The sequence below is a fragment of the Pseudomonas sp. AC211 genome (genome assembly GCF_979258055.1).
Genome location: NZ_OZ409830.1, coordinates 76,458 through 89,244 on the forward strand (window position 1 = coordinate 76,458; position 12,787 = coordinate 89,244).

At 59.9% G+C, this 12,787-nt stretch carries 12 protein-coding genes; 8 read left to right on the forward strand and 4 right to left on the reverse strand.

Annotated elements, in window-relative coordinates; genetic code table 11:
- The first annotated feature begins 221 nt into the window (after window positions 1-221).
- Window positions 222-1,325, forward strand: coding sequence for a choline metabolism transcriptional regulator GbdR (gbdR, locus tag ACZZZP_RS00340; protein WP_122497562.1), 1,104 nt, complete (start codon window positions 222-224; stop codon window positions 1,323-1,325).
- A gap of 42 nt (window positions 1,326-1,367) precedes the next feature.
- On the opposite strand, the gene ACZZZP_RS00345 is transcribed toward gbdR, so the two are convergent.
- Window positions 1,368-2,666: an NAD(P)/FAD-dependent oxidoreductase gene (locus ACZZZP_RS00345; protein WP_463536180.1), complete on the reverse strand. Its 1,299-nt coding sequence runs from the start codon at window positions 2,664-2,666 to the stop codon at window positions 1,368-1,370.
- 131 nt (window positions 2,667-2,797) lie between these two features.
- Between ACZZZP_RS00345 and ACZZZP_RS00350 the strand changes: the two genes are divergently transcribed.
- Window positions 2,798-3,151, forward strand: coding sequence for a YkgJ family cysteine cluster protein (locus ACZZZP_RS00350; RefSeq protein WP_122497558.1), 354 nt, complete (start codon window positions 2,798-2,800; stop codon window positions 3,149-3,151).
- Between the two features lie 3 nt (window positions 3,152-3,154).
- Here ACZZZP_RS00350 and dadR read toward each other — a convergent pair whose 3' ends face one another.
- Window positions 3,155-3,643, reverse strand: coding sequence for a transcriptional regulator DadR (gene dadR, locus ACZZZP_RS00355; protein ID WP_108098017.1), 489 nt, complete (start codon window positions 3,641-3,643; stop codon window positions 3,155-3,157).
- A 156-nt stretch (window positions 3,644-3,799) separates the two neighbouring features.
- On the opposite strand from dadR, the gene dadA reads away from it, so the two are divergent.
- From dadA to ACZZZP_RS00385, 6 genes are all read left to right on the forward strand, one after another.
- On the forward strand, window positions 3,800-5,098 hold the full coding sequence (gene dadA / locus ACZZZP_RS00360; RefSeq protein ID WP_463384502.1) for a D-amino acid dehydrogenase: 1,299 nt from the start codon (window positions 3,800-3,802) through the stop codon (window positions 5,096-5,098).
- Complete coding sequence (locus ACZZZP_RS00365) at window positions 5,073-5,426, forward strand: RidA family protein (protein ID WP_122497554.1); 354 nt, start codon at window positions 5,073-5,075, stop codon at window positions 5,424-5,426. Before dadA ends, ACZZZP_RS00365 begins: the two co-directional genes overlap by 26 nt.
- 39 nt (window positions 5,427-5,465) lie before the next feature.
- Complete coding sequence (alr, locus tag ACZZZP_RS00370; RefSeq protein ID WP_463384503.1) at window positions 5,466-6,554, forward strand: alanine racemase; 1,089 nt, start codon at window positions 5,466-5,468, stop codon at window positions 6,552-6,554.
- Between the two features lie 100 nt (window positions 6,555-6,654).
- Complete coding sequence (locus ACZZZP_RS00375; RefSeq protein WP_122497550.1) at window positions 6,655-7,203, forward strand: cupin domain-containing protein; 549 nt, start codon at window positions 6,655-6,657, stop codon at window positions 7,201-7,203.
- Between the two features lie 110 nt (window positions 7,204-7,313).
- Window positions 7,314-7,742 carry a c-type cytochrome gene (locus ACZZZP_RS00380; RefSeq protein WP_463384504.1) on the forward strand — a complete coding sequence of 143 codons (429 nt, stop codon included), beginning with the start codon at window positions 7,314-7,316 and terminating at the stop codon, window positions 7,740-7,742.
- A 199-nt stretch (window positions 7,743-7,941) separates the two neighbouring features.
- The gene (locus tag ACZZZP_RS00385; RefSeq protein ID WP_463536181.1) at window positions 7,942-10,068 is read left to right on the forward strand and encodes an acetyl-CoA hydrolase/transferase C-terminal domain-containing protein; all 2,127 of its coding nucleotides are present in this window, start codon (window positions 7,942-7,944) and stop codon (window positions 10,066-10,068) included.
- A 28-nt stretch (window positions 10,069-10,096) separates the two neighbouring features.
- Here the strand turns inward: ACZZZP_RS00385 and ACZZZP_RS00390 are convergent, their stop codons facing one another.
- Complete coding sequence (locus tag ACZZZP_RS00390; RefSeq protein ID WP_463384506.1) at window positions 10,097-10,669, reverse strand: xanthine phosphoribosyltransferase; 573 nt, start codon at window positions 10,667-10,669, stop codon at window positions 10,097-10,099.
- A gap of 15 nt (window positions 10,670-10,684) precedes the next feature.
- The gene (gene rep, locus ACZZZP_RS00395) at window positions 10,685-12,739 is read right to left on the reverse strand and encodes a DNA helicase Rep (RefSeq protein WP_463536182.1); all 2,055 of its coding nucleotides are present in this window, start codon (window positions 12,737-12,739) and stop codon (window positions 10,685-10,687) included.
- Window positions 12,740-12,787 lie beyond the last annotated feature (48 nt).

Genomic DNA, 12,787 nt, shown 5'->3' on the forward strand with positions numbered 1-12,787 from the left:
CTCAGTCACGCTGGCGCAGACGCCGTGGCTCCCCCGACCCCGTCTCGTTAACCCGCGCTGAATAGAGCCTCAGCGACGTCGTTTTCAGTTTTTTTTGAATGCCCGTTCAATTTAGGCATGGGCTTTGCGTTAGGCCTGCTATAGCTCGAAGGTGTGAACGCACCCGAGTCATAAAAATAAAGAGTCCCGACTGGGGCCACACCTGCGTGAGGAGAACCGTGATGACGCCGTTCAACCAAGGGGCACAACCCCAGAACCGTGCTCCACAATCCATCGGCTTTCTGCTGTTGGACAATTTCACTCTGATTTCCCTGGCCTCGGCTGTGGAACCCCTGCGGATGGCCAACCAGCTTTCGGGCCGCGAGCTGTATCGCTGGACCACCATGACCCTGGACGGCAATCAGGTGTGGGCCAGCGATGGTCTGCAAATTACTCCGGACTGCGCGGCCAGCAAGGCGCCGGCGTTGGATATGGTGATTGTCTGCGGTGGCATCGGCATTCAACGCAGTGTTACCCGCGAACACGTGTTGTGGCTGCAAACCCAGGCGCGCCAGTCGCGCAAGCTCGGTGCCGTGTGCACCGGCAGCTGGGCCCTGGCGTGCGCCGGGCTGCTCGATGGCTTCGATTGCAGCGTGCACTGGGAATGCCTGGCGGCGATGCAGGAGGCTTTCCCCCGTGTGGTCATGAGCACGCGCTTGTTCACCCTCGACCGCAACCGCTTCACCAGCTCGGGCGGCACCGCGCCGTTGGACATGATGCTGCACGTGATATCCCGCGAGCACGGCCGCGAGCTGTCGGCGGCGATTTCGGAAATGTTCGTGTACGAGCGCATCCGCAACGAGCAAGACCACCAGCGCGTGCCGCTCAAGCACATGCTCGGCACCAACCAGCCGAAGCTGCAGGAAATCGTGGTGTTGATGGAGGCGAATCTGGAAGAGCCCATCGACCTCGACGAGCTGGCGGTCTACGTCAACGTCTCCCGTCGTCAGCTTGAGCGCCTGTTCCAGAAGTACCTGCATTGCTCGCCATCGCGCTACTACCTGAAGCTGCGTCTGGTGCGCGCGCGCCAGCTGCTCAAGCAGACGCCGATGTCGATTATCGAAGTGGCTTCCGTGTGCGGGTTTGTATCGACGCCGCACTTCTCCAAGTGCTACCGCGAGTACTTCGGCATTCCGCCGCGTGACGAACGCATGGGCTCCAATACCGCCCAGCAAGTGGCGCTGATGCCGATTCCACAAGCGTTGGTGTTGGCGTCGACGCCGGGTGCGATGTCGGCGCTGAGTCAGGCGCGCAGCGAATCGACCTTCGCCAGCGTGCGCCTGTAACGTCCAGGGCGGGAAACTGGCCGCGTGCTGCGGCCAGTTCGGTTACAGCACTTCTTTCAAGCGATGCCAGAGCATGCCCATGGCCAGCAGCGGCGAGCGCAGGTATTTGCCGCCCGGGAAGGTGACGTGGGGCACGCTGGCGAACAGGTCGAAACCGCGACTTTCCTGACCGGCGATCGCCTCGGCGAGCAGTCGCCCGGCCAGGTGCGTGGCATTCACGCCATGGCCTGAATAGGCCTGGGCATAAAACACGTTTTGCTGGTCTTTGAGTCGGCCAATTTGCGGCAGCCGGTTGGCGCCGATGCCGATCATGCCGCCCCACTGGAAATCGATGTTCACCTTGTCCAGGTGCGGGAACACCTCAAGCATTTTCGGCCGCATATAGGCGGCGATGTCTTTTGGATCCCGCCCGGAGTAATGGCAGGCGCCGCCGAACAGCAAGCGGCGGTCGGCAGACAAACGATAGTAATCCAGCGCCACACGCTGGTCGCAGAGCGCCATGTTCTGCGGGATCAGCGTGCGCGCCTGCGCCGGGCTCAAGGGTTCGGTGGCGATGATGTAGCTGCCCGCTGGCAGCACTTTGCCGCCCAGGCTGCTGTTCAGCCCGTTGAGGTAGGCGTTGCAGGCCAGCACCAGATTGGTCGCGCGCACCTTGCCGCTGGCGGTGTGCACCACCACCTCGTTGCCATAGTCGATACGGGTAACGGCCGAGTGCTCGAACAGCTGCACGCCGAGCGACTGCGCGGCAGCCGCTTCACCGAGCGCCAGGTTGAGCGGATGAAGATGGCCCGAGCCCATGTCGATCAAACCGCCGACGTAGCGACTGGAACCGACCACCTGATGCATGTCGTCGGCTTGCAGCAGACGCAGTTCGTGGCGATAGCCCAGCCCGCGCAATTCGGCGAGGTCGTCGGCGAAGCCTTCGAGGTCGTCGGGTTTGTTGGCGAGGTCGCAGTAGCCCCAGGTGAGGTCGCACTGAATGTTGAAATGCTCGATGCGCCGGCGAACGATTTCCACCGCTTCCAGACCGAGCAACTTCAGTTCGCGCACACCGTCGGCACCGACCACGCCGGCAAAGCGCTCAACGTCATGACCGACGCCTCGAATCAGCTGACCGCCGTTGCGCCCGCTGGCGCCCCAACCCATTTGATTGGCTTCCAGCAGCACGACGCTGAAGCCACGCTCAGCCAGTTCAATGGCCGTGTTCAAACCGGAGAAACCACCGCCGACGACGCACACATCCGCGCGCACTTCGCCGGCCAACGGCGCGAAGCTGAGCTGGCGGTTGGCGGTGGCGGCGTAATAGGAAGGAGCGTGCGTTGGCTGAACGCTGGCGTGCATGTGTGAAATCCTGATTTTTATGTTTGGTAAATTTTACGCAGAATAAGCGGGGCGCTCAGGCAGCGCCAAGGGGCCGCGGGAAAAAACCTTCGTCGATTGTTACCATGCCGGCTCATTCAAGGATTGCCCCGATGAGTTGCAACAACCGCAAGATTGATCACCTGCGCCAACGCATCCCCAGCTTTGCCTGTGTGCCAGGCTGCCACGACTGCTGTGGGCCGGTGACCGCATCGTCGGAAGAAATGTCGCGCTTGCCGGTGAAGTCGGATGCCGAGCATGACGCGGCGCTGGCTGAGTTCAACTGTGTGCACCTCGGACCGCAAGGGTGCGAGGTGTATGAAGAACGGCCGCTGATTTGTCGGCTATTTGGCACCACGCCGCGCCTGCCATGCCCGAACGGTCGCCGCCCGGAGCAATGGATTGATGAGCGCGTGGAGAAGGGCGTGCATCAGTTGATTGCCAGCACGCGCCAGGTGTTGGTTTAAGGCTCAGTCCGGCACCGGCAAGGTCAGGCTTTCCTTCACCTCTTCCATGACGATGTAGCTCTTCGATTCGCGCACGTGGGGCAGCTTCAGAAGGATGTCGCCGAGCAGCTTGCGGTACGACGCCATCTCGGAAATACGCGCTTTCACCAGGTAGTCGAAGTGCCCCGACACCAAGTGGCATTCCAGTACGTGCGGCAGCTTCAGCACGGCCCGTCGGAACTCTTCGAAAGTATCGCCAGATTTGTAGTCCAAACTAATCTCAACGAATACCAACAAGCTGGCCTTGAGGTGTTGCGGATTCAGCCGGGCGTTGTAGCCCATGATGATGCCTTCACGCTCCAGGCGCCGAACCCGCTCGGTGCACGGCGTGGTGGAAAGCCCCACGCGCTCGCCCAGTTCGGTGAAGGACAGACGACCGTCTTCCTGCAGGATTCGTAAAATATTACGGTCGATTTTGTCCAGTTCACGACGGCTCTGGTGCTGGGTCCGCATGGGGAATCCGCCTCTGTAATAACGGGTTTTGCCAAGAATTCTCATCGAATATAGCCAGCAATACAGTGAAATGCACTGGCAACGGCTCAATATACTGCGCGGAATTTCGATCAAGATATCAAACGTCAGCGAGAAATCGCGGCAAGGGAGCAAACCATGCGAGTTCTGGTGTTGGGCAGCGGTGTGATTGGTACGACCAGCGCCTACTATCTGGCCCGTGCCGGCTTCGAAGTGGTGGTTGTGGATCGCCAGGCCGCGCCGGCCATGGAAACCAGCTTCGCCAACGCCGGCCAGGTTTCGCCAGGCTATGCCTCGCCCTGGGCCGCACCGGGCGTTCCCTTGAAAGCCATCAAGTGGCTGCTGCAACGCCACGCCCCGCTGGCCATTAAAGCCACTGCCGATATCGACCAATACCTGTGGATGCTGCAGATGCTGCGCAACTGCACTGCCAGCCGTTATGCCGTGAACAAAGAGCGCATGGTGCGGTTGTCGGAATACAGCCGCGATTGCCTCGATGAACTGCGTGCCGAAACCGGCATCGCCTACGAAGGCCGTAGCCTGGGCACCACCCAACTGTTCCGCACCCAGGCACAGCTCGATAACGCCGCCAAAGACATCGCCGTGCTGGAGCAGTCCGGCGTGCCGTATGAACTGCTGGACCGCGACGGCATTGCCCGCGTTGAACCGGCGCTGGCTGGTGTGACCAATATTCTCGCCGGCGCCCTGCGCCTGCCGAACGACCAGACCGGCGACTGCCAGATGTTCACCACCCGCCTGGCGCAAATGTGCGTGGATCTGGGCGTCGATTTCCGCTTCGGCCAGAGCATTGAAGGCCTCGACCACGCTGGCGACCGCATCAACGGTGTGTGGGTCAACGGCAAGCTGGAAACGGCTGATCGCTACGTACTGGCGCTGGGCAGCTACTCGCCGCAATTGCTCAAGCCGCTGGGCATCAAAGCCCCGGTGTATCCGCTCAAGGGTTACTCGCTGACCGTGCCGATCACCAATGGCGACATGGCACCGACCTCGACCATCCTCGATGAAACCTACAAGGTTGCCATCACCCGTTTCGACAACCGCATCCGCGTGGGTGGCATGGCGGAAATTGCGGGTTTCGACTTGAGCCTGAACCCGCGTCGGCGCGAAACCCTGGAAATGATCGTCAACGATCTGTACCCACAAGGCGGCAACCTGGCCCAGGCCGAGTTCTGGACCGGCCTGCGCCCGACTACGCCGGACGGCACGCCGATCGTGGGCGGCACCTCGTACAAGAACCTGTTCCTCAATACCGGCCACGGCACCCTCGGTTGGACCATGGCCTGTGGCTCTGGTCGTCTGTTGGCTGACTTGATGGCGAAGAAACGCCCGCAAATCAGCGCCGAAGGTCTGGATATCTCCCGTTACGGCCATTCCAAAGAGAGCCACAAACATGCCCATCCAGCGCCTGCACACTGAAACCCGCTACAGCGAAATCGTCATCCACAACGGCACGGTCTACCTGGCCGGCCAACTGGCTGACAGCTATGCAGGCGATGCCGCGCAGCAGACCCGCGAAACGCTTGCCAACATCGACCGTTTGCTCGCCGAGGCGGGTACCGACAAGAGCCGCATTCTGTCGGTGACCATCTACCTCAAAGACATGGCCAGCGGTTATGCCGGCCTCAATGCCGTGTGGGACGCCTGGGTAACGCCGGGCACTGCGCCGGCTCGGGCGTGCGTTGAAGCCAAGCTGTACACCGACGAAGCCTTGGTGGAAATGACCGTTATCGCGGCGCTGCCGTAACACCGTTTCTAGCCCTCGACCTTTAGAAGACTCACTGCCATGCGTCCCGCTCGCGCCCTGATTGACCTCGCTGCCCTGCGTCACAACTACCGCCTTGCCCGTGAACTGACCGGGGCCCGCGCCCTGGCCGTGATCAAGGCAGACGCCTACGGGCATGGCGCCGTGCAGTGCGCGCAGGCGTTGCAAAGCGAGGCCGATGGTTTTGCCGTGGCAGCCATTGAAGAGGCGCTGAGCCTGCGCGCTGCGGGAATTTCCGCGCCGATTTTGTTGCTCGAAGGGTTTTTCGAGGCCGATGAGTTGGCGTTGATCGTCGAGCATGATCTTTGGTGTGTGATTCACGCGCCGTGGCAGTTGGAAGCGCTGGAACGTACGACGCTGCGCAAACCGTTGCAGATTTGGCTGAAGCTTGACTCAGGCATGCACCGCGTTGGCTTCTTTCCCGAGCAGTACCAAGACGCTTACCGCCGCGTGCAAGCGAGCGGCAAGGCGGAAAAAATCGTGCTCATGACGCACTTCTCTCGCGCCGATGAGCTGGAAAATCCGCGCAGCGAGGAGCAAATGGCCGCTTTCGCCCAAGCCCGCGAAGGGCTACAGGCCGATGTCAGCCTGTTTAATTCGCCGGCGATTCTTGGCTGGTCGTCACGTTTTCCCACGCTGCAAAAGACCGACTGGGTTCGTTCCGGCCTGATGCTCTACGGTGCCAGCCCGTTCGAAACTCCGCACGATCACGCCGCGCGCTTGCAGCCGGTGATGACGCTGGAGTCGAAAATAATCAGCGTGCGCGAATTGCCAGCCGGCGAGCCGATTGGCTACGGCGCCCGGTATGTCACCGAACAACCGACGCGGGTCGGCGTTGTGGCCATGGGGTACGCCGATGGCTATCCGCGCCATGCGCCGAGCGGCACGCCGGTGTCCATCGACGGGAAACTGAGCCGGCTGATCGGTCGGGTTTCCATGGATATGTTGACCGTCGATCTCACAAACATGCCCGAGGCCGGTGTAGGAAGCCGGGTGGAACTGTGGGGAAAACAAGTGCTTGCCAGCGATGTTGCCGCTGCGTCTGGGACGATTCCGTATCAGCTTTTCTGTAATGTGCGCCGCGCGCCACTCGTCTATTCCGGGGCCTAGCGCCAGGCCTGAACAGGATTGCCCTGCAAGTGTTGTAAATACTGAACGCTGTTGCGATGATGCGCCCTCAAATCGGAATTTTCCCAAGGGGGCTCTATCATTGGACGTCGGCGTTCGACTGCAATCTATTCGCAAGCTTAAAGGCCTGTCTCAGCGTGAACTCGCCAAACGTGCGGGCGTCACCAACAGCACCATTTCCATGATCGAGAAGAACAGCGTGAGCCCCTCGATCAGTTCGCTGAAGAAGGTGTTGGCGGGCATACCCATGTCGTTGGTCGAGTTTTTCTCCCTCGAAGTGGAACAGGACAACCACACCCAGGTTGTTTACAAAGCGAGCGAACTGGTCGATCTGTCCAGTGGCGCGGTCACCATGAAATTGGTCGGCAAGGCGCACCCCAGCAGGGCCATCGCCTTTCTCGACGAAACCTATCCGCCAGGCTCTGACACCGGTGACGAGATGCTCACCCACGAAGGTGAGGAGTCGGGTCTGTTGGTGGACGGCCGTCTGGAACTGACGGTGAGCGGCGAGATTTATATCCTCGAAAGCGGCGACAGCTACTACTTTGAAAGCAGCAAGCCACATCGCTTCCGTAATCCGTTCGAGGAGCCGGCGCGGCTTATTTCAGCCACCACGCCCGCCAATTTCTAAGAAACTGCGACAGGATGGCGTGTTTCGACACGCCGACCTAATCGGTATACTGACGCCCGCTCGCGCAACCGTGGCCGCGAGCGTGACTAGCCACGATAGAGGGTGTACGCGTGAACCTAATTAAGAAAATGCTGGCGGCGCATGTCGCTGTGTTGGCCCTCTGGGCGGTCAGCGCTCAGGCTGCGACCACCAATGACGACATCGCTGCGCGACTGAAGCCAGTAGGTGAAGTCTGCATCCAGGGCGAAGAATGCAAAGGCGTTGAAGCCGTTGCGGCTTCTGCTGGCGGCGGCGCAAAAACGCCGGACGACATCATCGCCGCTCACTGTGGCGCCTGCCACACCGCTGGTGTACTGGGTGCTCCGAAAATCGGTGACACCGCCGCCTGGAAAGACCGCGCCGACCACCAAGGCGGCCTCGACGGCCTGCTGGCAAAAGCCATCACCGGTATCAACAGCATGCCGCCTAAAGGCACCTGCGCTGATTGCAGCGATGATGAGCTCAAAGCCACCATCCAAAAAATGTCCGGCCTGAAGTAAGGTTTGGCATTCAAAAAAACCGCCCTCTGGGCGGTTTTTTTTATTGCTGCGAAAAGCATCGCGGCTAAAGCCGCTCCTACAGAATTTCGATGTTTGTGGGAGCGGCTTTAGCCGCGATGCTTTTTTGTTTAAACGAAACGGGCGTCATCCCAGCGATTTTGCAGTCACACTCCACAAGCCAACTTATGGAGACTGACCTGTGGCTCTTAGCTCTCTGGACTATGCCGTCGAACAGATTCTGCAGCGCATCGAGGGGCCGATTCATCTCGGTCTGCCACTGGGCTTGGGCAAGCCGAATCGGCTAGTCAACGCGTTGTATCAGCGCGTCAAGGCGATGCCCCATCGCTCGTTGACCATCTACACCGCGCTGTCGCTCGGCCGCCCCCACGCCAGCAGCGATCTGGAGCAGCGCTTGATGGCGCCGTTTCTGGAGCGGGTGTTTGGCAATTATCCAGAGCTCGATTATCTGAAAGACCAGCGCCGCGGCGAGCTGCCGGCCAATGTTCAGTTGCAGGAGTTTTATCTGCAGCCGGGCAGCCAGCTGCAAAACACAAAAGCGCAGCAGGCATACGTCAGCCTCAATTACAGCCAGGTGGCGCGAGACCTCAATCGCAAGGGCATCAACGTCGTCGCGCAGTTGGTGGCCGCAGATGTTGCCCGCCCGGGCCACGTCAGCCTGAGCTGCAACACCGATATCACCCTCGATTTATTACCGATGCTGCACGCGCGCAAGCAGGCCGGCGAGACGATTGTCTGCGTGGGTCAGATTCATGCTGATCTGCCGTATATGCCGGGCGATGCCGAGCGGCCGCTGGATGACTTCGATGTGCTGGTCGAAGCTGGCGAGCCCAGTACCTTGTTCTCCACGCCGAATATGCCGGTGGGCGTCGCCGATCACGCCATCGGCCTGTACGCCAGCAGCCTGGTGCGCGATGGCGGCACCTTGCAGATTGGCATTGGCTCGATGGGCGACGCGGTGACCGCCGCCTTGCTTAATCGCCAGGGCAACAATGGCGGTTACCAGGCGGCGTTGCAGGCCCTTGATATCGGTCGTTGGGGCGAGTTGGTGGAGCGCTTCGGTGGGCTGCAGCCTTTTGCCAAGGGCCTGTATGGGTGCAGTGAAATGTTGGTGCCGGGCCTGGTGGCGCTGTTCGATGCAGGCATCGTGCGGCGCCCGGTATTTGCTGATGAGCGCTTGCAGCAATTGGCGAACGCGGGAGTGGTGGATGAGCACGGTCATCTCAACCTCGCCGTGTGGCCAAAGGCCGAGCCGGCCATTGTTCTCGATCAGCCGCTGGTCTCCTGGTTGCAAGAGCAGGACATGCTCGAAGCAGGCGTACGCGTCGAAGAGCAACGGGTGCGCTTGCCCGACGGCCGTACCGTGTCTGCCGATCTAACCGATCCGGCGTGCGTGAATGCGTTGCAGGAATACCTGAAACCGACCCCCGCTGGCGTGTGCATTCACGGCGGTTTCTTCCTCGGGCCACAAGCGTTTTATCGGCGCTTGCAGCAGCTCAACGACGAGCGCCGCTCGCGTATCGGCATGACCGGCATCAGCTACATCAACCGGCTATACGGCCAGGAAGATCTGAAACGCTTGCAGCGCACCCAGGCGCGGTTTATCAACAGCGCCTTTTGCGTGACCTTGCTGGGCGCCAGTGCGGCCGATCAGTTGGAAGATGGCCGCGTCATCAGTGGCGTTGGCGGGCAATACGACTTCTTTGCCCAAGCCCATGAGCTGGACGACGCGCGCGCCATTCTGATGCTGCGCAGTTGGCGCGAAGCCGATGGTGAGGTGAGCTCCAATATCCGCTGGGAATATGGCCACACCACCATTCCCCGGCACCTGCGCGACATTGTTATTACCGAATACGGCATCGCGGATCTGCGCGGGAAAAACGACAGCCAGGTGATTGCGGCGCTGCTGCAAATCGCCGACTCGCGTTTTCAGAATGAGCTGATCGAGCAGGCGCAGGCGGCGGGCAAGTTAGCGGATGATTTTGTGCTGGACGAGGCGTTTCGCGATAACACGCCGGAGCGTTTGCAGGACTGTTATGAGGAGCACAAAAACCTGTTCGCGGAATATCCGCTGGGCTGCGATTTCACCGACGAAGAACAGGATTTGCTGCGCGCGCTGCGCTGGCTGAAGAGCAAGCTCAAGCTCAGCGAAGTGTTGGAGTTAGGCAAGGCGGCGTTGTTTGATCAGCCGGAGCCGGGGGCGTTTGACGCGCACCTGGAACGTTTGCAATTGGCGCAGCCGGAAGGAATCAGGGAACAGCTTTATCAGAAGCTGGTGCTGGCGGGGTTGCAGGCCACCGCGCCTTAACGCGGTGCCCCGTTTTGAGCGGCAATGGTTATTCGAGAAACTCGACCTTGCCGCCTTCCAGCGATTTGATCCGCGCGAGCGACTCGATCCAGTAACCCTGCGAATCGAGTTCTTCGCGGCCTTTCTGGAAGGATTTTTCGATCACCACACCAATGCCGACAATGGTCGCGCCAGACTGCTTGATCAGGTCGATCAAACCGTGTGCGGCGCGGCCGTTGGCGAGAAAGTCGTCGATCAGCAACACGCGGTCGGTAGGCAGCAAGTGCTTGGCCGACACGGCGATGGTGCTTTCAGTCTGCTTGGTGAACGAGAACACCTTGGAAACCAGCAGGTTGTCGGTCAGGGTCAGCGACTGGTATTTGCGCGCGAAAATCACCGGCACCCCCAGTTCCAGACCGGCCATGATCGAGGGCGCGATGCCCGACGCTTCGATGGTGACGATTTTGGTGATGCCCTGATTTTTGAACAGGTCCGCAAACGCCTGGCCGATTTGCTGCATCAGGCGTGGGTCGATCTGGTGGTTGAGAAAGGCGTCGACCTTGAGCACTTGCTCGGACAGCACCACGCCTTCTTCAATAATCTTCGTTTTCAGCGCTTCCATCTCAAGGCTCTCGTGTTAACAGTGCAGGTTAGTAAAGGCAGGGGCACTCGGCAGCGCCCGATTATTTTTCATCATGGCGCGGATGTCAGCCAGAGCCGCGTTGCCGCGTACCGCTTTGACTTCCACAGGCGTGTCTTCCAAGCCTTCCCACGACAAATCTTCGGGCGGCAATTCGTCGAGGAAACGACTTGGCGAGCAGTCGATGATCTCGCCGTATTGTTTGCGTTTGGCCGCGAAGGTGAACGCCAACGTCTGCCGCGCGCGGGTGATGCCCACGTACGCCAGGCGGCGTTCTTCCTCGATGGTGTCGGCTTCGATGCTGGAGCGGTGGGGCAGAATTTCTTCTTCCATACCAATGATGAACACGTACGGAAATTCCAGGCCTTTGGATGCGTGCAACGTCAGCATTTGCACGCCTTCGGCGCCTTCTTCCTCTTCTTGCTGACGTTCCAGCATGTCGCGCAACACCAGCTTGCCGATGGCGTCTTCAATGGTCATGTCGCCGTCTTCGTCGCGCTCAAGGGTGTTCTTCAGCGCATCGATTAGGAACCAGACGTTGCCCATCCGCGCCTCGGCCACTTTGTCGCTGGAGGCGTTCTGGCGCAGCCAGTTTTCGTAATCGATGTCCATGACCATGCTGCGCAACACGGCGATCGGCTCGTTCTCGGCGCACTGCTGGCGAATCTTGTCCATCCAGTGTTTGAACCGTTGCAGGCGTTCGCTGTAACGGCTGTCCAGGTGCTCGCCCAGGCCCATTTCGTCGGCGGCGTTGTACATGGAAATCTTGCGCTCGGTGGCGTAGTTGCCGAGCTTTTCCAGGGTGGTGGAACCGATTTCGCGACGCGGCACGTTGATCACACGCAAGAAGGCGTTGTCGTCATCGGGGTTCACCAACAGCCGGAAGTAGGCCATCAAATCCTTCACTTCCTGCCGCGCGAAAAAACTGGTGCCGCCCGATAAACGATAGGGAATCTGGTGGTGCTGAAGTTTCAGCTCCATCAGTTTTGCCTGGTAGTTGCCGCGATACAAAATTGCGAAATCGCTGTACGGCCGGTCGGTGCGCAGGTGCAGGCTGAGAATTTCCATGGCCACGCGTTCGCATTCGGCGTCTTCGTTTTTGCAACGAATCACGCGGATTTCATCGCCATGGCCCATCTCGCTCCACAGCTGTTTTTCGAAGGCGTGCGGGTTGTTGGCGATCAGCGTGTTGGCGCATTTGAGGATGCGGCTGGTGGAGCGGTAGTTCTGCTCAAGCATCACGACTTTGAGCGAGGGAAAGTCCTCTTTCAGCAGCATGAGGTTTTCCGGTCGTGCGCCGCGCCAGGCATAAATCGACTGGTCGTCATCACCCACCACGGTGAACTGATTACGCATGCCCACCAGCATTTTCACCAGCAGGTATTGGCTGGCGTTGGTGTCCTGGTATTCGTCCACCAGCAGATAGCGGACCTTGTTCTGCCACTTTTCCAGAATGTCGGCGTGGTCTTGGAAGAGTTTTACCGGCAGCAAGATCAGGTCGTCGAAGTCCACCGCGTTGTACGCCTTGAGCGTGCGCTGGTAGTGCATGTAGACGATGGCCGCGGTTTGTTCTTTGGGGTTGCGCGCGTTTTCCAGCGCTTCGGGCGGCAAGATCAGGTCGTTTTTCCACGAGCCGATGTAGCCTTTGATCTCATCGATGCCGTCGTCGCCCGAGTACTCTTTTTGCATGATGTCGCTGAGCAGCGCCTTGATGTCGCCGTCATCGAAAATCGAGAAGCCGGGTTTGTAGCCCAGGCGGGCATATTCCTTGCGGATGATGTTCATGCCCAGGTTGTGGAAGGTGCAAACGGTCAGGCCGCGTCCTTCCACGCCTTTGAGCAAGGTGCCAACGCGCTCTTTCATTTCGCGCGCGGCCTTGTTGGTAAAGGTCATCGCCACGATGTGTTGCGCGCGGATGCCGCACTGTTGAACCAGGTGCGCAATTTTGCGGGTGATTACGCTGGTCTTGCCAGAACCGGCGCCAGCGAGCACCAATAGTGGGCCGCCGACGTAGTTCACGGCTTCTTGCTGCCGGGGATTGAGTCGGGACATGTCGTTGTATCGCAGGAAAGTGGGCGCGCATTTTAGCAGGCCTGATGC

Excerpts from the sequence above, each read along its gene's own strand:
- ACZZZP_RS00345 (WP_463536180.1), bottom strand. The coding sequence starts at position 2,666 with ATGCACGCCAGCGTTCAGCCAACGCACGCTCCTTCCTATTACGCCGCC.
- rep (WP_463536182.1), bottom strand. The coding sequence starts at position 12,739 with ATGTCCCGACTCAATCCCCGGCAGCAAGAAGCCGTGAACTACGTCGGC.
- alr (WP_463384503.1), top strand. The coding sequence starts at position 5,466 with ATGCGTCCCGCTCGCGCCCTGATTGACCTCGCTGCCCTGCGTCACAAC.
- gbdR (WP_122497562.1), top strand. The coding sequence starts at position 222 with ATGACGCCGTTCAACCAAGGGGCACAACCCCAGAACCGTGCTCCACAA.
- dadR (WP_108098017.1), bottom strand. The coding sequence starts at position 3,643 with ATGCGGACCCAGCACCAGAGCCGTCGTGAACTGGACAAAATCGACCGT.
- dadA (WP_463384502.1), top strand. The coding sequence starts at position 3,800 with ATGCGAGTTCTGGTGTTGGGCAGCGGTGTGATTGGTACGACCAGCGCC.
- ACZZZP_RS00350 (WP_122497558.1), top strand. The coding sequence starts at position 2,798 with ATGAGTTGCAACAACCGCAAGATTGATCACCTGCGCCAACGCATCCCC.
- ACZZZP_RS00365 (WP_122497554.1), top strand. The coding sequence starts at position 5,073 with ATGCCCATCCAGCGCCTGCACACTGAAACCCGCTACAGCGAAATCGTC.
- ACZZZP_RS00390 (WP_463384506.1), bottom strand. The coding sequence starts at position 10,669 with ATGGAAGCGCTGAAAACGAAGATTATTGAAGAAGGCGTGGTGCTGTCC.